Consider the following 22,199-nt stretch of genomic DNA (forward strand, 5'->3'; position numbering starts at 1 on the left):
GTCAGGCCCCTTCAAGCGCCCGAAGCGAGCGGACCGCCTCGTCGAAATGCTGCGGGTGGGTTGAAATGGCTTCGCGGAACAGGTTCTTGGCGGTGGTTATATCGCCCTGTTTGACTGCCGAAATACCCATCGTGTTGAGCAGACGCGCTCGCTCGACCTGAGTCATCGGGACGACTGGCAGGCTATAGTTGCCTTGCGCCGATCGGGCCAAAACCAGGTTGTTCTTGGCAGTAAACAGCGAGTTGTCCTGACGGATCGCTTCCGAGAACAACCGCTCCGCTTCGGCATATTCGCCGCGGGTCAGTTTGGAATATCCCCAGTTGTTCATCACACTGCCCGGACGTGTCGTCAGCCCGACAGCGGTTTCATAGAAATGATCCGCGCGTTTCCACTCTTTCCGGGAATCAGCAACGACTGCCTCGAGGCGATACCGTTTGAAGGTTTCAAAGGTTGGGGGAACCGAATCCAGAACGGTTTTCGCCTGCGACCAGTCGCCGTTTCGGACCAATGCGTCCGCGTATTCAACCTTGTCCGCGGCGTTCGTGCCCTTCATCGTTGTGACGCGCTTCCATGCGGTCACGGCCTCGGTCGTGCGTTTGGCACGGCCCAAAGAAATTGCCAGTCCGCGCTGAAGATCGATCCGGTCCGGGTTCTTGAGCGCTGCGCCGTGGAAATAGGTCACCGCTTCGTTTGGATCTGCGGCGCTCAGAAGCACATCGCTCAGGTTTGTTTCGTCAATAACGTTCACTTCCTGAAACGTTCGTTCAACCTTTTCCTCTTCGGTTTCCTTTGCACAGGCCGAAAGGATCAGACCACTGATAACAACACTCGGAATCAAGAATTGCTGGCGCATTTTTTGCGTCCTTTACTGCTCTCGCCTCAATTACTGGATCTTGCGTAGCGTGAATTGCCCGTCGCCAAGCTGCTCCAGTGTGTATTCTTGTTGTTCTTGTGGGGTATTATTAACAGGATTTTCCATTTTTGCGAGTGCTAAGCGCAGATTGTCCCGGATTGCGTCACTTTCGCCATTGTCCAGCGCATAGGCACGCTGAAACACTTGCGCGGCCTCGGGGTATTCCTGTTTTTCCATCAGCAGGACACCCAGATTGTTCCAGGCCACCGGCCAGTCCGTGTCGTCTTCGACGGCTCTGCGCAGAAGTTTTTCGGCCTGTCCCAAGCGGCGTAGCCCCACATTTGCGGTACCCAGAGACGTCAGGACCTGGGGCGTCATACCCTGTTCCAGCGCGGCCCGGGTAAAGGTTTGAAGCGCCAGTTCGTATTCTCCGGCGGCCATCAATCTGTTTCCGACCTCGATGCTGTCCTCGGCCTGACCTTTGGTGTCAACTCCCGGTGCATCCAAACCGTTGGGTGACAGGCCTTCTGTACAAGAAGCCACCATGGCAAAAACCATGGTGGCCCGGAACATTAGGCGAAACCCGGAAGGGAAGCACCTGAATTCAGCTTTCATATGGCTCTATCCGACCTAGCGTCCAAAACTCGAAATAACATTTGCCGACGGGCCAACCAGAATAATCAGCAGCGGTGGAACCGTCAGCATCATTGTGACAAGAGTCATCTTGGTCGGCAACTTGTTCGCGGCCTCCTCGGCACGCATCACGCGTTTGTCGCGCATCTCACCGGCGTAAACCCGCAACGCCTCGGCGATTGATGTACCAAATGTTGCCGATTGGATCATGACGGTGACAAAAGAGTTCACGTCCTGAACGCCACAGCGCACGCCGAAGTCGCGCAGGACGGTATCCTTGTCCTTGCCGGCCTTCATTTCATACGCGACGGTTTCGAATTCCTGCGCGATATCCGGATAAGACGCGCTCATTTCACTGGCCACGCGAACGATGGCCTGATCCAGCGATTGACCGGCCTCGACGCAGACCAGCATCAGATCAAGCGTATCGGGAAAACCGGCGGTGATCGCTTCCTTCCGCTCTTCGACCCGTCGCGTGATCCAGTATTTGGGTGCGAAATAGCCGATCGCGCCGGGGACAAGCACCCGGATCATCATCTGTGTTCCGGTAAATTCCTGGCCGCCGGAAAAAACCGTGACCAGCAGAACACCAATGAAAATACCAAGGATCCCCAAGGAAAACTGCGCAAAGTGGAAGAACCGAACCGAATCCTTCGACCTGTAGCCCGCCTGGCGCAGCTTCAGCTCGACGGCCGAGTATTCTTCCTCGTTCTTGGGCTCGAGGAAAGTTGCAAACTTCTCAAGCTGTTCGTTTCGGCTCGAGTTTCGAAGCTGCTCTTTCTTCCCTTTTTTCTGCTTTGGAGGAGCCGCATTCGATCTTTGCAGTTTCTTCAGGGGGTCTTCCGGCTGCTTCATCATCAGTGTGACAGCGACCAGAACCATAAGCAGGCCAAGTACGCCGACAACGATAAGCGGTCCGAATTCACCCAGGTGCTGGGTCAACAGGTCATTGATGCTGGTCAGGATTTCCATGGTGCTGCCCTCAGACCTTGATGTTGGTGATGATTTTCATGACGATCAGGTTCAATGTCAGCAGGATCGCGACAACAAAACACGCGGGAATAAACCAGGGGTGATCCAACACGTCGTCGTAATAGCCCGGGTCCTTGACCAGAATAAAAATCAGACAGGCAACAGGGAACCCGGACAGGAACTTGCCGGACCATTGCGCCTCGGCCGTAATCGCCTTGACCCGACGGAACAGGCGAAAACGGGCGCGGATCACCTTTGCCAATCCGGCCAGAATTTCGGCCAGGTTGCCGCCAGATTGCTGCTGAATACCCACGGCTACGGCAAGAAAGCGCATATCCTGCATGTCCAGACGCTCAGCCATGTCCTTCAGCGCCTCGCCCACATCGCGACCATAGGCACATTCATCAGCGATAACGCCAAATTCGGTTCCCAGCGGATCCTGAACTTCGTTTGCAACCACCTGAATCGTCGACACAAATGGATTGCCAACACGCAGAGATCGTACCATCAGCTCAACCGCATCGGGCAGTTGTTCTTCGATCATTCCCATGCGTTTCTTGGCCTTGTGGTTTACCCAGGCGTAAACGCCGCCGATACCGATCGCGATGGAAACAACGATACGAAGTGCCGTGTCCGTAGCGGTGCCAATGCTCAAACCGACAAAGGCCATGGCTGATACCAGACCCATGATCATGATCAATTGACGTGGAGAGAACGCGATTGCAGCCTTTTGCGCCTTGTCAGCAAGAAGTGAATACAGAGGAATGCTCTGCGATTTCATATGCTGCTGCATCTCTTTGCGCAGCTGCTCCAGCACCTGTTCGCGTCCGGCACCCTTTTCCAGCATATCCAGGCGCCGGTTGACGCGGCTGTTCAGGCTAATGGACTTGCCGAAGGCGACAAGATAGATGCCCTCGACCAAGGCAAGGACCCCCACAAAGATGGCGACATAAATGATCGCCTCCATAGGCAATTGCATACCCGGTTCTCCTACATTGTGGTTGGGTCGTAGATGGACGCTGGCAAGTCAAAGCCCCATAGACGGAACCGTTCCGAATAGTGGCTCCGGACGCCAGTGGCGGTGAAATGCCCGATGATCTTGTTGTCTGGTGTCAGGCCAACGCGTTGAAAACGAAAGATTTCCTGCATGGAAATCACGTCCCCTTCCATCCCGGTGATCTCGGTGATCGAGGTCATCCGGCGCGAACCGTCCTGTAGGCGGCTGGCCTGCACGATCAGGTTCACAGCCGAGGCGATCTGACTGCGGACCGCCTTGATCGGCATTTCGATCCCGGCCATCGCGATCATGTTTTCCAGACGTGAAATGCCGTCACGGGCCGAGTTGGCGTGAATCGTGGTCATTGATCCATCGTGACCGGTGTTCATGGCCTGCAACATGTCGATGACCTCGGCGCCGCGTGTCTCACCCACGATGATACGGTCAGGACGCATACGCAGGGCGTTCTTCAGACAGTCGCGCGGGCTGACTTCACCTTTGCCTTCCACGTTGGGCGGGCGGCTTTCCATCCGACCCACATGCGTCTGTTGCAGTTGAAGTTCAGCCGTGTCCTCGATGGTCAGGATCCGCTCGGCATCGTCGATGAAGCTGGACAAGGCGTTGAGCGTGGTCGTTTTACCCGAACCCGTACCCCCGGAAACGATGATATTCAGTCGCGTGGACACGGCGGCCTGCAAATAGGCGGCCATTTCTTCGGTGAACGCACCGAAATTGACAAGGTCGTCAATACCCAGCTTGTCTTTCTTGAATTTACGAATGGAAACAAGCGATCCGTCCACCGCGATCGGAGGCACCATGGCATTGAAACGCGATCCATCGGCCAGACGGGCGTCAACATACGGGTTGGATTCATCGACGCGGCGGCCCACGGCGGACACGATCTTGTCGATGATCCGCATCAGGTGCTTTTCATCTTTAAAGGTAATGTCGCTGAGTTCCAGCTTGCCGGCACGTTCCACAAAAATCTGTTGTGGACCATTCACCAGAATATCGTTGACCGAATCGTCCTGAAGCAGCGCCTCGAGCGGGCCAAGGCCCGTCACCTCGTCATACAGTTCCTTGTTCAGTTGGGACCGGTCTTCGCGGTTCAGAACAATGTTTCGTGTTTCCAGAACTTCACTGGCGATAGCACTGATTTCAGCGCGCAACTCGGCTTCGCCGGCGTTTTCCAGCGCGGCCAGGTTCAGGTTCTCCAGCAGTTCGCGGTGCAGTTCGATCTTGATCTCACCCAACCGCTCCTTGCGTTTGCGGTCTTTGTCTGAACTTGTGACCTCACCAGCAATCTTTTTCACGGGTTTGCGTGCCACCGCAGTCGCGACAGGTGTCGCCTGTGCAGAAGACGCCGCTGTTTCAGCCGGTTGTGCCGGCGTTTTGACGGGCTGCGCTGCGGGTTGCTTTTTGTATCTTGAAAACACGGCTTATCCCCCCTTGGGATGATGTTTACGCAGCTTCTTCGGCACTGCTGCCGAGGCTGTGGAGCGACTTCGCCAGCTTTGCGATTTCGCGGCGCAAAGGGTTCTTGGCGGCCGCATTTGCCAGAGGCAGACCATGATCCCCACTTTGCATGACCGGTTTGCCACCATCAGGCAGCAGAAGGTCGATGGAGATTCCAAGGCTTTCCCCCATGCGTTTCACGCGGCTTTTCCCGTTCAGATCGGTAAATTTCGGCGCGCGGTTCAACGCAAAACGCAGCTTGTTGAATGGTAGCTCCTCTGCCTGCAATGCACGTTTCAGGCGCAGGGCATTCTGGGCGGACCGCATGTCCAGCTCGATCAGGGCGAAATACACATGGGCGGCCTGCAAAACTGTTTCCGACCACAGGACCAGCGTTTTTGGCATGTCGACAATGACATAGTCGAAATGCGCGCGCGCCATGTCGATCACGCGCTGAATGTCTTCCGGGGTGATCAAGTCCAGTGGCACCATGTCGGAGGGTGCGGTCAAAACCTGAAGCTTTTCTTCATATGTTTGAAGGGCTTGCGAGAATACTTCGCTGTCCATCGCATCGGTATCCGACAGCATTTCAAACACGGTCTCTCGTCGCGGCAGATCCAGATAGGTGGAAACAGTCCCGTATTGCAGGTCCAGATCGATCAGACACACAGTCGGTGCGTCTTTGTCCGAAGCACAGGCCAGTTCCCAAGCCAGGTTTACGGCCAGTGTCGTTGCGCCGACACCACCTGCCAGGCCCTGAACGACAAACAGTGCGCCTTCCTTGGACGCGCCGCCGGCTAAAGGAACGGCGGCTGCTTGCGCAACGGCAACCGGGTCGGGCTGCTTCATTCGCTCGATGGCTTCCTGCAATTCGCCTTCGGGAAGAGGATAGGGCACGAACTCGTCAGCACCCTTGCGCAGCAGTTGGTGCAGGGATGCCGGGGTAACATCCTCGGCGATCAGAACAACTTTTACTTTCTTTTCATTGGCTTGAGTGATTATCTCACCTAGCAGAGAAAGGTTGTCTTCGTCTTCTCCGTCGATCGCCAGTGCTACGAATTCCAGCGTTTCAGCTTCGGGTTGGCTGAAAAAGGCCAACGCTTCTGCAAATCCCAGATCTCCCCAGCGTTCGCCCAAGATGGCTTCCATGTCTTCGATCAGAAGGTCGAAATTCTGAACATCCCGACTGATGGTGCAGGCCAAGATTGCAGTATTGTCGTCTTGCGGCGTCGCGCTGGTCATAAACACTATCCTCGTCGTGAGGGCTCAGCATGTCATATGAACGAAATCCGCCAGATTGATGTGCTGTCGCCCCAATACGGTCAAATTTGGCCGCAGGTCACCCTATTGTTCACAATGTTGCTTTGAAGTTGGGCGAGAATTGGGCGCAAAAGAACCAATTGTAGGGAAATGGGCGACGATGTCGCCCATTTCAAACGTATTATCCACCGCTTCCGGCGGCACTAGTTGGCCGTATCTGTTGATGATACATTCTCAATCACGGTCTTCCACGTCGCACTTTCAACGTATTCGCGATAGATAATGTTCGCGTATTTACCGTCGAGCAGTTGCGGGTGACGGTCAACAAAGCCAGAAACTTCCGTTACCGTCCGGCGGTTGCGGCGATCCCGATTCGGTGTCGCGATCAACGGCTGCGTTTTCCCAAAGGATACAACGGCTTCAAGTCGTGAACGCGAGATGCCTTGCCGTTCAAGGAACGCAACGACGGCCTGCGCGCGGCGTAGCCCAAGGCTTTTGTTGTAGCTGGTCGACCCAACGGCATCTGTATGTCCGTAAACCCGGAACCTGGCTTCGGGGAACTGTTTGATCCAGTCAGCCTGCTGCAACAGTATGCTTTGCGCTGATGCGTCCAGTTGCGAACTGTTGAAGGCAAAGTTCACTTGGCTGGGCACATCCGCGGCAAATCTGCGACCGAGAATCTGAGCATAGGTCAACTCGCCGTTTTGAACCTGGATATTGTTCAATGTCGCGTTTCCAAAGGTTCCGGCATCGATCTCGTATCCGACCTCGCGCGTACATGCGGCAACGGCGACCGTAAGACCCAGTGTGATGATCCACTTCTGCATTGGTCCTATCCTCCTGATCAATCTAGGACGTAGCCGTACGAGCTGCCGAAGCTCTGTTTGGCAACCTCAGACGCTCCGCCGGCGCCCGCGCGCTGTGTGCGCGCCACCCGACCGTTCACGAACAGGTCGAATTCGCTGGGCGGTTTGACCCGATCGGTTGGAAGCGCAAGAGTTTCGCCTCGAGTCGGTGAAACTAGATGCGCCGTGATGATGATGACAAGTTCACTTTGTTCACGCTGGTAATCAGCGCTGCGGAACAAGGACCCCAGAACCGGCACATCTCCCAGCCACGGCACTTGGTTGACTTGGTCCACAAAGTTGTCCTGAAGCAGTCCGGCGATGGCAAAGCTTTCCCCGTCGCGCAGTTCTATTGTGGTCTTGGCTTCCCGCACGATAAAGCTGGGAACGGTGTCTCCATTGATCGTGAAGTTGGTGCTGGTGTCGATGCTCGAAACCGAGGTGCCCATTTCCAGATTGATCAGGTCGCCGTCCACAACCCGAGGAATGAAGTTCATATTCACACCGAAGGGTTTGTACTCGATTGCCACGACACCGTCGTCTTGCGGCACCGGAATCGGAACTTCACCACCAGCCAGAAACGTTGCTTCCTGACCGGACAGGGCTGAAAGGTTCGGTTCGGCAAGGTTGCGAACAAGGCCCTTCGACTCGAGGGCTTGCAGAAGTAAGTTGACTTGTGCCGATCCGACCCCGAAGCCAAACAACAAGACACCATTTTCCACTGTGACAGGGGGAACAAGGTTCTGCGGATTGAAACCACCGACAAAATCAGTGCCCGCAACTGAAAGCGTTGAAGAAAGCTCTTTAGCGACCGAGCGGTTCATCTCGGCAAAGCGAACTTTCAGCATGACCTGCTGGACGCCACCCACAGACATCAGGTTCGATACACGTTCGGGCGCGTACCGTTCAGCCAATTCAAGTGCGCGGGCCAGTTTGGCCGAGCTGGAGATCGTACCGGACAAAACAATGCCATCATTCGCTGTGCGAACCTCGATGGGTTCATTGGGCAGGATTTGACGCAGACGTTCCTTGAATTCCGTAACATCTGGTGCGACCCGGACGCGGACATTGGCCAAAAGATTGCCTGCGCCGTCAAACAGTGTCAGCGTGGTCAGGCCCGGGGCCTTGCCCAGAACATAGATCGTGCGCTCGGACAACGATGAGATGTCTGCAATGCCGGCATTGGCAATGCTGAGCTCTGCGAAAGGTTGTTCGCTTTCCACAACAATCGCGCGGTTCATCGGAACTTCCAGCGTTTCCACTGTGCCCTTTTTTACCACGCGAAGGGATTCAGCCCAGGCGGCATCGCCGACCGGGCCCATAAAAAGCGACAACCCCAGCAGGGTTGCGCTGATCCAGGAACGTATTGTCATGTGACCTGCCTCTCCGATCACGCCTCGTTTTTTGGGTCTTGTGCCCTATGTGCAAAGAGACTGCGCGAAATCCGAATTTATTGCAATAATCAATGGTTTCTGGAATTTTCCTTATGTGGAGAATTGGCAACAACAACAAGAAAAGAGCCGCATCTGAGATGCGGCTCCGATCTTGTAACACTCTGAATTGGCGTCAATTTGTACAGGGGATAGGCACGTTGACAATCTCGCCACCGCGTCTGATGCGCGTCGTGCAGACCTGTTCAACCTCTTCCTTCGGTTCCGGAGCGGCTGCCGTTATTCCAAGCAGTTTGCGCTGATCCACCTCGATTGCCGACGCAACAGAGTCATCCTGCACCCCAACCAAAGCTAGGGAAAGACGCCCGGTGTTCTGGGCCTGCGCGAGTGCTGCGACCTGTTCCGGCGTGGCTGCGACCGTGACTGTGCGTGCAATCGTTGCGCTTGCGACGTCCGAACCAGCGGTCTGGTCGACCGCGATGAGTTGAACATTGGTTTCGATCAGCTTGGTGATGCCGCCGGTGTTGCCCTCGACGGTGCCGCTTGATCCGGTCCAGTAGATGTCGACATTGTCGCCGGGACGCAGGAAGCCTGAAACACCAGAGGCCACGTCGACGCTGATTGCAAAGGCGCGCATACCTTTTTCAAGTCGAGATGTTAGGCCAGCCGATTCGCCTGGACGCGTGATCTTGACCTCCATAATCGCCTCGTCTTTTTCCATGGTTCTCAGAATATAACGCTCATTGGCGCCACTTTCGGGAAACAGGGCAGTGAGATCAGAGAACGTACCTTCGGGAATCGCGTTTTCCGGCCAGTCTACAGCGCGTACGTCTTCCTGCGTCAGGCGTTCACCGTATTTTAGAGGACGATTTGAAACGTAAACAGTTACCGTCGGAATGACATCGACTTTGGCATTGGCCAGCGCTTCTTCTGCCGCTTGTTTCTGCCGTGCCAGTTCGCTTTGATAAGCCGCAATATAGTTGCGCGCCATGTAAACGGCGCCCCCGGCCAGAGCAACGCCGACAATCAGGACAAGTCCGAAAACTGCTCGCATGCGTGTACCTCATTCTTTTGTTTGGTCGAATACTTAGCGGCCAAGGAACCACATTGAAACAGCCTATTTGCTAACCGCAAATTGTGTCGAAATGTGGGACAAAAATGCCTGATTGACAGATTTCCGCGCCTTCTTCCGCACAATTCCGCATGGTTATTGTTACCTCCCACGATTGCCAGCGGACCGAGCGCAACAAAACAACGCTGCACCCAACGGGCGCAGCGCTTTGCTTCGAAACGGTTAAGCAAGACGTTTTTGGAAACCAGCCAGAGCGCGCATCAGCCGCGACTTAGTTTCCGCCGCCGGCAGTTCCCGCCGTGATAATACCAGACGGCGCAGTATTCGAGCCGGTGCTGACGACGGCGCTGTTCATGGCCCCGTTGATATTGCCGCCCATGCCGTCGACGCTTGAGCTTATTACAAGGTAGGTCGCGCCTGACAATCCTATGACCACTGCGGTCAACACCACCCAGTCAACTGTCACCGCTCCTGCTTCGTCAGATTTGAACTGATTAAGGAACCTTAACATGTGCTTATCTCCAAATACGTCGCGTCAGTGCCAACAACAGGCTGGCCTGTAACTGGTCCGCATGGATGGCGAAAGTTGGGCTAAATATTGATTTCGTAGGGAAATTTTGAGCTCCTACCAGGTTTCGCGCGTTAGTCGAATTGATTGGAGCAGAAGAAACGCGGCAATTACAGCAAAACGCCATGATCGTCGCGATTGCCTTCACAACTTGCGCGCGGGCAGGCTCCAGCGAACTTGGGATGGAGCAGTTTCAGATCACAAGAAAAGGCCGCGCCCGATGAGCGCGGCCTTGGAAATTCTCTAGGTCAGCAACTTAGTTGCCGCTGTTGGTGCCTGCAGTTGTGATACCACCTGTCGCGGAATTGCTGCCGGTGCTCAGCGATGCGCCGTTCAGGGCGGTGTTCACGTCTGTTGCCAGGCCGGTCGCGCCAGCCGAGATCTGCTGATATGCAACGGCGGCCAGGCCGATGACTGCTGCGGTCAGAACAACCCAGTCAACTGTTACTGCGCCGTCTTCGTCTTTGCGGAAGTTCTTGATGAACTTGATCATGTTACGTCCCTCCTAAAGGATCAAAAAGAGTTTAACAAACCTCGGCGTTCTTCAGAGCTTTCTCTCTCAGTCCGCTCATGTCCGTCTCGGTATGGGACTATGTTTGACCGTTGGGCGTGGCAGGAATTGGGCCAAACACAGATTTTTTTTCGCATGGCTTAACTTTTTGGTTATAATTTTCATAACACAATGAAAATAAAAGATAAAAAAATCACAACGATTAAAGCAAAGGCCCTATAGCGATGCAAAATTGCGCCAAATGAGGCGAAACTGCCCCATTTCGCTTTGTTTTTCTGGCCTTGCGGGAAGATTTGGGGTTCAAATCGCCTAAAAAGAAAACATGAGGCAGGCAAATGAATCTCCGGAACGCACTTCAATGCGCCGGTGTGCTGGCGTTTCTGATATCGGGTACTGCATCCGTAAATGCGACCGAGACAGAGCCGCGCGGCGTATACAAGCGCGTCAAAGTCCCAAAACCCGGTGAACGTCCGCGTGTGACCGTGCAGATCACTCCGGAAGAACATGCAGCCAACCCTTCAGCGCCCAGCACGGGCACTGAACTGGTGGTGCCGGAAATCATCGCGCGTACCAAAGTCGCTCCGCTGCCGGCGCCCGGTGCGGAAGTCAAACGAGATCCCAAAGGATCGTACAAGGCTTTCTGGAATTTGATTTCACCGCACATTGATGAAGGTGGGGCCGGGCGGCTTGACGCGGCGATCAGCGCCCTGGCCGCAACCAACGTGAGATCACCGCGACTGCAATCGCTGCAAGATATCGCAAAGGAACGCGGGATCGATATCCTTCGTTCCACTGTGGGAACCAATGTTTCACCTGCGCTGGTGCTTGCGGTCATCTCGGTGGAATCGGCCGGGCGTACAGACGCGGTCAGTTCCGCAGGCGCGCAGGGGCTTATGCAGTTGATGCCCGCGACAGCGGCCAGATTCGGGGTAAAGGACAGCCTTAAGCCCTCTGAGAACATTGCGGGCGGTGTAAAATACCTCAACTGGCTGATGGAAGAGTTCGGGAATGATCCAATACTTGTATTGGCTGGATACAACGCAGGAGAGGGGGCCGTACGCAAACACAGCGGTGTGCCACCCTATGCTGAAACCCGGGACTACGTGCCAAAAGTCCTCGCCGCGTTTCAGATCGCGCGGGCTTTGTGCGCAACGCCGCCAGACCTGATTTCCGATGGCTGTGTTTTTCAGACTTCCAACTAACAAGGCCCGCCGTGATCCGGCGGGCCTTTCCATTTGATCAGGAAACGATTGTCGCTTCCGTTGCGGCGCGCAGCTCATCTTCGCTGACACCTTCCGCCAGTTCGACGATTTTCAGACCGCCTTCAACCACATCCAGCACACCAAGATTGGTGATAATGCGATCCACGACGCCCTTTCCGGTCAGTGGCAGGGTGCATTCCTTCAGGACCTTGCTGTCGCCGTGCTTGTTGGTGTGATCCATCACGACAATCACCCGGCCGACGCCTGCAACCAGGTCCATCGCGCCGCCCATGCCTTTCACCAGCTTGCCGGGGATCATCCAGTTTGCCAGATCGCCTTTTTCATCCACTTCCATGGCGCCCAGAATCGCCGCTGCGATCTTGCCGCCGCGGATCATGGCGAAGGACGTGGCACTGTCGAAATAGGCCGTGCGGGACAGTTCGGTGATCGTCTGCTTGCCTGCATTGATAAGGTCCGGGTCTTCTTCGCCCTCGAAGGGGAAGGGGCCCATGCCCAGCATGCCGTTTTCCGATTGCAGCGTGATGTCCTTGTCACCCACATAGTTTGCCACCAGCGTCGGGATCCCGATACCCAGGTTCACATACATGCCGTCTTCCAGTTCCTCTGCCGCGCGTGCGGCCATCTGATTGCGGTCCCAGGGCATTATGCTTCCTCCTTCTTGCGGGTGGTGCGCTGTTCGATGCGTTTTTCGTGTTCGCCCTGAATGATGCGATGCACATAGATACCGGGCAGGTGGATGCAGTCGGGGTCCAGCGAACCACGCGGAACGATCTCTTCCACTTCGGCCACGCAGATCTTGCCGCAGGTCGCGGCAGGAACGTTGAAATTACGGGCGGTCTTGCGGAAAACCAGATTGCCGGTGTCGTCAGCCTTCCAGGCTTTGACGATGGCCAGATCGGCAAAAATGCCTTCTTCCAGTATGTAGGTCTCGCCGTTGAAGTCCTTGTGCTCTTTCCCTTCGGCGATCACGGTGCCGACGCCGGTCTTGGTGTAAAAGCCGGGGATGCCCGCGCCGCCAGCGCGCATACGCTCGGCCAGAGTACCTTGCGGGTTGAACTCCAGCTCCAACTCGCCGCTCAGGTACTGGCGCATGAATTCGGCGTTTTCGCCGACATACGAGCTGATCATCTTTTTGACCTGCTTGGTCTGCAACAGGATGCCGATTCCGAAATCGTCCACACCGGCATTGTTCGACGCAAAGCTCAGGTCCTTGACGCCCGATTCCCTGATGGCCTCAAGCAACAATTCCGGAATGCCGCACAGGCCAAACCCGCCTGCGGCAATCAGCATGCCATCCGACAGCAGCCCATCGAGCGCCTCGGTGGCATTGGCATAGACTTTCTTCATGGAAAACTCCCCCAATGACATGGTGATGGGCTGGTTGTGCCGTCGCGTCACGGGGAAGTCAATGAAACCAAGGGGTAGGTGGTATTTCTACCAATAGAATGAGTTGTTGCAATGAAACAGGCGATTCAGCATAAGCGCTGTACCGTTATAGGAGATTGAAAACATGGAACGAATTTGGGTCGGAGCAGCCGCAGGTATTGCGCTTTTGGCTATGTCAGCCTGTGAGCCTGATCAGGCGGCGGTACTTCAGCTCGATGATAACAAGATCAAAGTTGTTGGTACCGGATATTCTGAGAAGTCTTCACTTGAATCTGCAATTTCAACCGCCAACGCACGGTGCGCACAGCAGGGCAAAGAGGCCTTCGTTCTGGCCAGCGATACCGGCTATCAGGGGGTGGACAAGAATGCAGCCCTGATCATCGATGTCCTGACGGCTGCTGCCCAGAACTCAGGCAGCGCACCCGGCTACTATCCTAGCTCAAGCAGCTCGGAAGACTGGCAGACGACGCTCGAAGTGCGATGCGGCCCACAGCCCAGGTAATTTGCTGACAGCCCCCCGCAATGCCGAAACGGCGATTGTGGGGGGCTTTTTCAACCCCGACCACCTGTCAGACTAGGTTGTTGCTTTCTTGGTGGTTGCTTTCTTTTTAGACGTGGCCTTCTTCTTGGTGCCTTTTTTGGCAGCGCGCTCGTTGACAAGCTCGATGGCCATTTCCTGCGTTACGTCCTCGGGTTTGATGTCTTTGGGGATCGTCGCGTTGACCTTTTCCCATTTCACATAAGGCCCATAGCGCCCGTCCAGAACCTGCATCGCGCCGCCATCGGGATGCTCACCCAACTCCTTCAGAGGTTTCGCCGCGGCCCGCCGTCCACGACCGGGGTTTGCCCGTTTTTCGGCCAGCAATTCAACGGCGCGGTTCATGCCGATCTCGAACACGTCATTGGGGTCTTTCAGATTGGCGTAGACCGGCTTTGCCTCCTCCGGCAGCTGATGCATCAGGTAGGGGCCGAACCGCCCGAAATTCGCGCTGATCATGCCGCCTTCGGGGTGTTCGCCGATCTGACGGGGCAGGGACAGAAGCGTCAGCGCCTTTTCCAGATCCATGTCATCCTTGCTCCACCCGCGCGGAAGGGATGCGCGCGGGGGCTTTTTGTTCTCGGGCGTGGGTTCGCCCCGCTGAACGTAAGGGCCGAACCGGCCGGACTTCAGCCAGATCTCATCCCCGCCATCTTCGCCCAGCAGCCTTTCGTCACCTTCCGCGCCTTCACCGGCAATCGGGCGCGTATAGGTACATTCCGGATAGTTCCCGCATCCGACGAACCCACCCGTACGAGAGGTCTTCAGGTGCAACTGACCGGTGCCGCATTTCGGGCAGATACGCGGATCGGACCCATCCTCGCGCGGCGGGTACAGCTGCGGAGCCAGAGCTTCGTCTAGCTTATCCAACACTTCCGAAATCCGGAGCTCGGAGGTCTCGCCAATCGCGGCTGAAAAATCACGCCAAAACTTGCCCAGCAGATCCTTGTAGTCGCGCTCCCCGGCGCTGACGTCATCCAGTTGCTCTTCCAGATTCGCGGTGAACTCGTAGCCAACATACTGGCGGAAGAAGTTCAGCAGGAAGATGGTGACGATCCGGCCCTTTTCCTCGGGGATCAGCCTGTTCTTGTCCTTGCGGACATATTCCCGGTCCTGGATCGTCGTTACGATCGAGGCATAGGTAGATGGGCGCCCGATCCCCAGCTCTTCCATCCGTTTGACCAAAGTGGCCTCGGTATAGCGCGGGGGCGGTTGGGTATGGTGTTGAAGGGCCAGAACGGATTCGTTCTCGGACAGGATTGCTTCTTTCGCGATCTTGTCACCGCTGTCGCTGGTCGCCTTGGCAAACTGATCCTTCAGAGAGGCTTTGGCAAAACGGGCCGGATCGCCCTGCGTGATCTGTGGCAGGCGCTTTTCATCCTCGTCCGCGACGTCATCCCGGCCTTCTTCGTATACCCGCATGAACCCATCGAACATTACCACCTGGCCCGTGGCGCGAAGGCCGACCTGACCGTCGTCGCTGCCGATCTCGACGGTGGTGCGCTCCAGACGTGCGGCAGCCATCTGACAGGCGATGGTGCGTTTCCAGATCAGGTCATAAAGCTTGCGCTGATCCTCGTCTGTCACTTTCAGCGCCTTGGCGTCGCGCGACATATCCGTCGGTCGGATACACTCGTGGGCTTCCTGCGCGTTCTTGGCCTTGTTCTTGTAGATGCGCGGGCTGTCCGGCACATATTCTGCACCGTAGCGATCCGCGATGGCGTCGCGGGTCGCGGCCACGGCCTCAGGCGCCATATCGATCCCGTCGGTCCGCATATAAGTAATGTATCCGGCTTCATAAAGCCGCTGCGCCACCTGCATTGCATGGCGCGCGCCCATGCCGAATTTGCGGCTGGCCTCCTGTTGCAGGGTCGAGGTCATGAACGGAGCGCTTGGGTTACGTGCGGCGGGTTTGGCCTCGACCGATGTCACGCTCAGCGCGCGGCTGGTGATCGCCTGAACCGCCAGCTCGGCCTGTGTCGCATTGGCCAGATCGTGCTTGTCCAGCTTCTTGCCGGCCAGCGTGACCAGACGCGCCTCATAGGTCTGCCCGCGCGGTGTCTCGAACAGCGCCCGAACCGACCAGTATTCCACCGGCTTGAATGCCTCGATTTCCATCTCGCGCTCGACGATCAGGCGCAGACAGACGGATTGCACGCGACCCGCCGATTTCGCACCCGGCAGTTTGCGCCACAAAACCGGAGACAGGTTGAACCCCACCAGATAATCCAGCGCGCGGCGGGCCAGGTAGGCCTCGACCAACGGCATATCGACCTGACGCGGGTTCTGCATCGCCTCGGTCACGGCGTCCTTGGTAATGGCGTTGAAGGTGACGCGGCTGACAGGCGTATCCTTCTTGATCGAGCGGCGTTTGGTCAACGCCTCCTGTAGGTGCCAGCTGATTGCCTCGCCCTCGCGGTCGGGGTCAGTGGCGAGGATCAGCGCATTGTCTTCTTTCAACGCGTCGGCAATGGCCTTGACATGCTTGCGGCTGTCGTTCCCGACCTCCCATTTCATCGAGAAGTCATGTTCAGGATCGACCGATCCATCCTTTGGCGGCAGGTCCCGCACATGGCCGTAAGAGGCCAGAACCGTGTAGTCGGGGCCCAGGTATTTATTGATTGTTTTTGCTTTGGCCGGAGATTCTACAACAACTACGGGCATTTAAGGGGAAACCTCGCTCGACGAATTTGGCGCCTTCTATGGTGGTGCAAAATGTGTGGGGCAAGCGGGAATTGTCAATGCGTTCCTTTCGTCGGTGGAAAAGCGCCGTGATTTCAGTGCGCTATCACAAATCTTCAGAAACCGGGCACGCCGGAACGAGGGTACGATCAACTTGCCAGCGACAACAGACCTCCGGGCTGACGCTGGATTCGCCCATCAAGTTCAAGGTCGATCAGCGCCGGTCCAAGCTCACCGGCCGAGGCCGCGATATCCCGCAGCAATTGATCTTCGGCGATGGGCGAGGGGCCAAGCCGCGCGATGATTTGCTCGTGCAGGTCTCTTGCAGGACGCACGATTGGTTCCGAGGGCGGTTCGATTGGCCGGCAAATCAGGTCGTCCTGCCTCGGCAAGGCTTCAATAACGTCTTCAGCAGATCGGACAAGTGTGGCGCCGTCACGAATCAACAGATTGCAACCGGCGGCCCGCGCGTCGAACGGATGGCCGGGAACGGCCAGAACCTCGCGCCCCTGATCCAGTGCGTCCCGTGCCGTGATCAGACTGCCGGACTTGGCGGCTGCCTCGACGACGACAACCGCCTGCGCAAGCCCCGAAATGATCCGATTTCGGCGTGGAAAGTGCCGGGCCTGGGGTGTTACGCCCATCGGTTGTTCCGAAATCCGTAAGCCGCGGGACGCGATGTCATGGGCCAGTTCCGTGTTTTCGGCGGGATAGATCACATCAACGCCACCGGCCATGACTGCCACGGTGCCGGTCTCCAGCGCGGCCATATGTGCGGCTGTATCGATGCCACGCGCCAGGCCAGAGACGATTACGTGCCCCTTGCTGCCCAGTTCGGTGGCCAGGCCACGTGCCATCCGCGCGCCGAGCGAGGAACAGTTTCGCGCGCCGACCATCGCAATCGTTGGTTTTTGCAGCAGCGAAACGTCTCCGATCGCCCAAAGCAGCGGCGGGGCTTCGTTGAGTCCAGCCAGGGCCGCGGGGAATTCAGCGGACCCAAGGCACAAAAGCCGCGCTTTGGCGGCTTTTGCGGCCCTGAGTTCCGCCTCGATCACGCCGGGGGGGCAGGTTTCATACCCTGTTATACCGGCGGCGCGTGCCATTTCAGGCAGCGCGGCCAGCGCGTTCTGCGCTGAGCCATGTTCGCGAAGCAGCCGACGAAATGTCGCCGGACCGACCTTGCGAGAACGCAACAGACGAAGCCACGAAAACCGGTCCTCTTCCGTGGTGGGTGGGAGTGGGGGGTGATTGGAAGAAAGCTGCTCTTCGGTCATCCGTTGCTCCGCCTTGTTGCAGAACTGGTTTACGGGACAGGCAGTTAACAGCTTGTGAATCGTTGAAAATTAGAAGTGTTTTTTTGCAGTCTTGTCAGGGTTGTCGAATGTAAGATATTGATAATAAATAAAATAAAAAACTTTCAGTCAGAAAGAGCGCTTTGAACACTAAAGGCGATCTTCGCGAAAAAAGAGGCGCTGGGTTAACCCTGCGCCTCTTGGATTGCGCCGCGTCCGACTCAGGCGGCCGATCCGCCGACAGTCAGCCCGTCCATCAGGACGGTCGGCTGGCCAACACCCACCGGCACCCATTGCCCGTCCTTGCCACAGGTTCCCATGCCGGGGTCCAGCGCCATATCGTTGCCCAGCCCGCGGATGCGTTTCAAGGCCGAGGGCCCGTCACCGATCAGCGTGGCGCCCTTGACCGGCGCGCCGATTTTGCCGTTTTCGACGCGATACGCCTCGGTGCACGAGAAAACGAACTTGCCATTGGTGATGTCCACCTGACCGCCGCCGAAGCCAACCGCCCAGATGCCGTCCTTGATATCAGCCACCAGAGCCTGCGGGTCGGCTTCGCCCCCCAGCATGATCGTGTTGGTCATGCGCGGCATGGGTTTGTGTGCATAGCTCTGCCGCCGCCCGTTGCCGGTAGGAGCAACCCCCATCAGCCGCGCGTTCTGGCGGTCCTGCATATAGCCGGTCAGGACGCCGTCTTCGATCAGCACCGTGCGTGCGCTGGGCGTGCCCTCATCATCCACGCTGATCGAACCGCGACGATCAGCAATCGTGCCGTCATCCACCACGGTCACACCTTTGGAAGCAATCTGCTGACCCATCAAACCGGCAAAGGCCGAGCTGCCCTTGCGGTTGAAGTCGCCTTCCAGGCCGTGGCCGATGGCCTCGTGCAGCAGAATGCCTGGCCAGCCGGGGCCAAGCGCGACTTCCATGACACCGGCCGGTGCGGGAACTGCGTCCAGGTTGACCAGCGCAATGCGCAGCGCTTCGCGTACCTTGGCCTGCCAGTCGGCGGGGTCGATCAACCCGCTCAGGCCAACCCGGCCACCACCTCCGGCGGATCCGCTTTCGCGGCGTCCGTTCTGTTCGACAATGACCGACACGTTCACGCGGGTCATGGGGCGCACATCGCGGACCATCACACCATCGGGGCGCAGAATCTCGACCTCTTGCACGGCTGCCGCGATCGTGGCGCTGACCTGAACCACACGCGGGTCCAGATCGCGGGCGAAGGCGTCGATCTCACGCAATGTCTCGATCTTGACCGGGAAAGCGGCAGAATCAATCGGGTCTTCGTCCGTATAGAGGCGCGTATTGGTGGAGCGCGGAGCATCCGCCAAGACCCCGCCGCCATCCCCGACAGCCAGTCTTGCTGTTTCCGCCGCCCGTTTCAGGGCAGGAATCGAGACGTCTGTGGAATGCGCATATCCAGCCACTTCACCTTGTACGGCACGCAGCCCGAACCCTTCCGACGCATCGTAAGACGCGGTGCGCAGACGGCCGTCATCGAACACGAGAGACTCGGATTTTCGCCGCTCGACAAACAGCTCTCCGTCCTCGGCCCCGTCCGTGGCCGAGCGCAAAATGGCAAGCGCTTCATCGTGTGGTAGAGCGCTTTCAAACGGGCGAAACGGGGCGTCGGACATGGGTTGCGACCTTTCGGGTTTGATCCAGATCAAAGATAGCGTCTGTTTGACGCAAGCATTTTGCTTTATCTACCCGACGGAATATGGTTTTTAACGCGGCCAAAGACAACGGGAGAGGTGCGACCGATTCACACCTTTTCGCCAGGGACGCAAAGATCAAACGATCAGGACAGAACATGAAGAATGCTTTGATGCTTTCAGGGTTTATGACAGCCCTCTCCAGCCTTCCAGCCATGGCTCAGGAGCTTGAGATTATTGGCAAGCCGGTTGACGGCGGTATGGGCTTTCAGCCCGCGGCCACCAGCCTTGCCACGGGAATTCAGCGTCTGGACGGCATGATTCTGGTGATCATCACCGTCATCTGCCTGCTGGTTGCCGGCCTGCTGGTTTATTGCATCGTGCGTTACAACGAACGCGTTAACCCGAAACCGGCGCGTTTTTCACACTACACCCCGGTTGAGATTGCATGGACCCTTGGCCCGATCCTGATTCTGGTCTTCATCGGTGCGTTTTCGCTGCCGGTTCTGTTCAAACAGCAGGAAATTCCGGAAGGCGACATCACCATCAAAGTCGTGGGCAACCAGTGGTACTGGACCTATGAATATGTTGATCACGATTTTGCCTTTGACAGCTACCTGCTGGGCCATCCGGCCACTCTGGACGAGGGCGCGCGCCCGGCCGACGCGGATGTGACTCCGTTTGTTCTGGATGACGCCATGCGCGCCAAGCTGGCAGATGCGGGTTACAGCGAAGACGAATGGCTGCTGGCCACCGACACTGCCGTTGTTGTCCCGGTTGGCAAGGTTGTCGTGATGCAGGTTACCGCATCTGACGTGATCCACTCCTGGACTATCCCGTCCTTCGGCGTGAAGCAGGATGGTGTGCCCGGGCGTCTGGCGGAACTTTGGTTCGAGGCCGAGAAGGAAGGCATCTATTTCGGTCAGTGTTCGGAACTCTGCGGCAAAGACCACGCTTATATGCCGATCACCGTGAAAGTCGTCAGCCAGGAAGCGTATGACCAGTGGCTGCAAGGTGCGATCGAAGAATATGCCGGTCTGCCGCAAAGCTATCAGGTTGCTTCGAACTGAGCACACTGAGGGCGGGTAAAAGCCCGCCTGACACGAAATGCAGGCTGTGCGGGCTGACCGCGCAGCTTTCGCCCCAGAAGGACCCGAGATGACCGACGCAAGCATCAATGCCAGCACAGCGACCGCCCACGCGGACGAGGCCAGCTTTGGCGATTACTTCGCCCTGCTGAAGCCGCGCGTGATGTCTCTGGTCGTGTTCACGGCGCTGGTCGGTCTGCTGGCGGCCCCGGTTCCGGTCCACCCCTTTGTCGGGTTCTGCGCCATTCTGTTCATCGCCATCGGTGGCGGTGCATCGGGTGCGCTGAACATGTGGTGGGATGCGGATATCGACAAGGTGATGAAACGCACCAAAGGTCGCCCGATCCCCTCCGGCAAGGTAGAGGAGGGTGAGGCGATGGCCATCGGCCTGACCCTGTCGGGCCTGTCGGTGATCATGCTGGGCCTTGCGACCAACTGGTTCGCAGGTGCGTTTCTGGGCTTCACAATCTTTTTCTATGTCGTTGTCTACACCATGTGGCTGAAGCGCTCGACCCCGCAGAACATCGTGATCGGTGGTGCGGCGGGCGCTTTCCCTCCGGTGATCGGCTGGGTGGCTGCTACCGGGTCCATGGAGGTTGAACCGTGGCTGATGTTCGCCCTGACCTTCATGTGGACACCGCCGCATTTCTGGGCACTCGCGCTGTTCATGCGCTCGGACTATGATGACGCGGGCGTGCCTATGCTGACCGTCACGCATGGTCGCCGTGCGACGCGTGTACACATTCTCGTCTATACGGCCCTGCTGGCGATACTGGCGGTGGGAACCGCGTTCTCTGGCATCGGTGGTCCCATCTATCTGACCGTGGCTTTGGTGTTGAACGCGTTGTTCCTGCGCGGCGCCTGGCAAATTTCACGTCGGACCGAGGATGACTCGGAGGCCGATAATTTCAAGGTCGAACGCAGCTTTTTCAAGCTTTCGCTGCTCTACCTCTTCCTGCATTTCGGCGCTATTCTGGCCGAAGCCTTGCTGAAACCCTATGGTTTGGGAGGATGGTCATGAGCCTGCGCAAAAGCCATGAACTGCATCAGCGTCGGTTCAGCCGCAATCTGGGCGTCGGCCTGACGCTGGCTGCCTTTATCGTGATCATTTTCGGCCTGACGATCGTCAAGGTCTCGGGTACTGACTTCAACATGGCCACACAGGAGATCCAGAACTGATGGCTTTGTCTGGTCCACAGAAAACGGTCGCTCAAACCGTGGGTGTGGTTGTCCTGATGGGTAGCCTGGCCTGGGCGGCGGTACCATTCTACGACTGGTTCTGCCGCGTGACCGGATTTGGCGGTACAACCGGTGTGGCCGAAGCCGCCCCCGAAGACATTCTGGACCGCACGGTCACCGTACGGTTTGATGCGTCCAAGGCCAAAAACATGGCCTGGGAATTCAAACCGGTCGTTCGCGAGATGGAAGTGCGCATCGGCGAGACCGGACTGGCTTTCTATGAGGCCTACAACCCAACGGATCGTCCAATAGCGGGTCAGGCCTCATACAATGTGGCACCCTATTCGGCGGGCGGGTATTTTCAAAAAATTGCCTGTTTCTGCTTTGAAGAGCAGGTGCTGCAACCCGGCGAACGGGTAGAGATGCCGGTGACCTTCTTCGTCGATCCTGAAATGGTCGAAGATCTTGAAGCAAAGTATGTTCATACGATCACGCTGTCGTATACATTCTACGAAATTGACCTGCCAGAGGGCTATGCCGCCCTTGAAGCGCAGGCAGAAACAAACACGAACTAACGCCTGTAGGTGAGGGAC

General features: G+C 57.1%; 22 protein-coding genes. 6 read left to right on the plus strand and 16 right to left on the minus strand.

Annotated elements, in window-relative coordinates; all coding sequences use genetic code 11:
* Position 1: 1 nt before the first annotated feature.
* From GS611_RS14670 to GS611_RS14720, 11 genes are all read right to left on the minus strand, one after another.
* On the minus strand, positions 2 to 853 hold the full coding sequence (locus GS611_RS14670) for a lipopolysaccharide assembly protein LapB (RefSeq protein WP_171636850.1): 852 nt from the start codon (positions 851 to 853) through the stop codon (positions 2 to 4).
* A gap of 30 nt (positions 854 to 883) precedes the next feature.
* The gene (locus GS611_RS14675) at positions 884 to 1,426 is read right to left on the minus strand and encodes a tetratricopeptide repeat protein (RefSeq protein ID WP_371732270.1); all 543 of its coding nucleotides are present in this window, start codon (positions 1,424 to 1,426) and stop codon (positions 884 to 886) included.
* Between the two features lie 57 nt (positions 1,427 to 1,483).
* Positions 1,484 to 2,458: a type II secretion system F family protein gene (locus GS611_RS14680; protein ID WP_171636852.1), complete on the minus strand. Its 975-nt coding sequence runs from the start codon at positions 2,456 to 2,458 to the stop codon at positions 1,484 to 1,486.
* Between the two features lie 10 nt (positions 2,459 to 2,468).
* On the minus strand, positions 2,469 to 3,437 hold the full coding sequence (locus GS611_RS14685; protein ID WP_117869719.1) for a type II secretion system F family protein: 969 nt from the start codon (positions 3,435 to 3,437) through the stop codon (positions 2,469 to 2,471).
* Between the two features lie 11 nt (positions 3,438 to 3,448).
* The gene (locus tag GS611_RS14690) at positions 3,449 to 4,891 is read right to left on the minus strand and encodes a CpaF family protein (RefSeq protein WP_171636855.1); all 1,443 of its coding nucleotides are present in this window, start codon (positions 4,889 to 4,891) and stop codon (positions 3,449 to 3,451) included.
* Between the two features lie 25 nt (positions 4,892 to 4,916).
* Complete coding sequence (locus GS611_RS14695) at positions 4,917 to 6,152, minus strand: AAA family ATPase (RefSeq protein WP_152457246.1); 1,236 nt, start codon at positions 6,150 to 6,152, stop codon at positions 4,917 to 4,919.
* A 221-nt stretch (positions 6,153 to 6,373) separates the two neighbouring features.
* Positions 6,374 to 6,997 (minus strand): OmpA family protein, encoded by a 624-nt coding sequence (locus GS611_RS14700; RefSeq protein WP_171636857.1) that lies wholly within the window; start codon positions 6,995 to 6,997, stop codon positions 6,374 to 6,376.
* A 17-nt stretch (positions 6,998 to 7,014) separates the two neighbouring features.
* Entirely contained in the window at positions 7,015 to 8,388 is a 1,374-nt protein-coding gene (locus GS611_RS14705; protein WP_171636859.1) for a type II and III secretion system protein family protein, read from the minus strand.
* Positions 8,389 to 8,581: 193 nt separating this feature from the next.
* Positions 8,582 to 9,460 (minus strand): Flp pilus assembly protein CpaB, encoded by an 879-nt coding sequence (gene cpaB / locus GS611_RS14710; RefSeq protein WP_171636861.1) that lies wholly within the window; start codon positions 9,458 to 9,460, stop codon positions 8,582 to 8,584.
* Positions 9,461 to 9,749: 289 nt separating this feature from the next.
* Positions 9,750 to 9,989: a hypothetical protein gene (locus GS611_RS14715; RefSeq protein WP_171636653.1), complete on the minus strand. Its 240-nt coding sequence runs from the start codon at positions 9,987 to 9,989 to the stop codon at positions 9,750 to 9,752.
* Between the two features lie 313 nt (positions 9,990 to 10,302).
* The gene (locus GS611_RS14720) at positions 10,303 to 10,539 is read right to left on the minus strand and encodes a Flp family type IVb pilin (protein ID WP_171636863.1); all 237 of its coding nucleotides are present in this window, start codon (positions 10,537 to 10,539) and stop codon (positions 10,303 to 10,305) included.
* 353 nt (positions 10,540 to 10,892) lie between these two features.
* Between GS611_RS14720 and GS611_RS14725 the strand changes: the two genes are divergently transcribed.
* On the plus strand, positions 10,893 to 11,759 hold the full coding sequence (locus GS611_RS14725) for a lytic transglycosylase domain-containing protein (RefSeq protein ID WP_171636865.1): 867 nt from the start codon (positions 10,893 to 10,895) through the stop codon (positions 11,757 to 11,759).
* 37 nt (positions 11,760 to 11,796) lie between these two features.
* Here GS611_RS14725 and GS611_RS14730 read toward each other — a convergent pair whose 3' ends face one another.
* Positions 11,797 to 12,423 (minus strand): CoA transferase subunit B, encoded by a 627-nt coding sequence (locus tag GS611_RS14730; protein ID WP_152457252.1) that lies wholly within the window; start codon positions 12,421 to 12,423, stop codon positions 11,797 to 11,799.
* The gene (locus GS611_RS14735) at positions 12,423 to 13,127 is read right to left on the minus strand and encodes a CoA transferase subunit A (protein WP_171636867.1); all 705 of its coding nucleotides are present in this window, start codon (positions 13,125 to 13,127) and stop codon (positions 12,423 to 12,425) included. Before GS611_RS14735 ends, GS611_RS14730 begins: the two co-directional genes overlap by 1 nt.
* Before the next feature lie 163 nt (positions 13,128 to 13,290).
* Between GS611_RS14735 and GS611_RS14740 the strand changes: the two genes are divergently transcribed.
* Positions 13,291 to 13,668 carry a hypothetical protein gene (locus GS611_RS14740; RefSeq protein ID WP_171636869.1) on the plus strand — a complete coding sequence of 126 codons (378 nt, stop codon included), beginning with the start codon at positions 13,291 to 13,293 and terminating at the stop codon, positions 13,666 to 13,668.
* A gap of 72 nt (positions 13,669 to 13,740) precedes the next feature.
* Here GS611_RS14740 and topA read toward each other — a convergent pair whose 3' ends face one another.
* From topA to tldD, 3 genes are all read right to left on the minus strand, one after another.
* A complete protein-coding gene (gene topA, locus GS611_RS14745; protein ID WP_171636871.1) occupies positions 13,741 to 16,368 on the minus strand; it encodes a type I DNA topoisomerase in 2,628 nt (875 codons plus the stop codon).
* 167 nt (positions 16,369 to 16,535) lie between these two features.
* A complete protein-coding gene (dprA, locus tag GS611_RS14750) occupies positions 16,536 to 17,660 on the minus strand; it encodes a DNA-processing protein DprA (RefSeq protein ID WP_171636873.1) in 1,125 nt (374 codons plus the stop codon).
* Positions 17,661 to 17,899: 239 nt separating this feature from the next.
* On the minus strand, positions 17,900 to 19,321 hold the full coding sequence (tldD, locus tag GS611_RS14755) for a metalloprotease TldD (RefSeq protein WP_171636876.1): 1,422 nt from the start codon (positions 19,319 to 19,321) through the stop codon (positions 17,900 to 17,902).
* 176 nt (positions 19,322 to 19,497) lie between these two features.
* Between tldD and coxB the strand changes: the two genes are divergently transcribed.
* From coxB to GS611_RS14775, 4 genes are all read left to right on the plus strand, one after another.
* Positions 19,498 to 20,409 carry a cytochrome c oxidase subunit II gene (gene coxB / locus GS611_RS14760; RefSeq protein ID WP_171636878.1) on the plus strand — a complete coding sequence of 304 codons (912 nt, stop codon included), beginning with the start codon at positions 19,498 to 19,500 and terminating at the stop codon, positions 20,407 to 20,409.
* A gap of 88 nt (positions 20,410 to 20,497) precedes the next feature.
* Complete coding sequence (cyoE, locus tag GS611_RS14765) at positions 20,498 to 21,448, plus strand: heme o synthase (RefSeq protein WP_171636880.1); 951 nt, start codon at positions 20,498 to 20,500, stop codon at positions 21,446 to 21,448.
* Positions 21,445 to 21,606, plus strand: a complete 162-nt coding sequence (locus tag GS611_RS14770; protein ID WP_171636882.1) for a hypothetical protein — start codon at positions 21,445 to 21,447, stop codon at positions 21,604 to 21,606. The genes cyoE and GS611_RS14770 overlap by 4 nt, the downstream gene beginning before the upstream one ends.
* On the plus strand, positions 21,606 to 22,181 hold the full coding sequence (locus tag GS611_RS14775; protein WP_152457260.1) for a cytochrome c oxidase assembly protein: 576 nt from the start codon (positions 21,606 to 21,608) through the stop codon (positions 22,179 to 22,181). The genes GS611_RS14770 and GS611_RS14775 overlap by 1 nt, the downstream gene beginning before the upstream one ends.
* Positions 22,182 to 22,199: the final 18 nt, after the last annotated feature.

It is taken from the genome of Ruegeria sp. HKCCD6119, assembly GCF_013110585.1.
Lineage (GTDB): Bacteria > Pseudomonadota > Alphaproteobacteria > Rhodobacterales > Rhodobacteraceae > Ruegeria.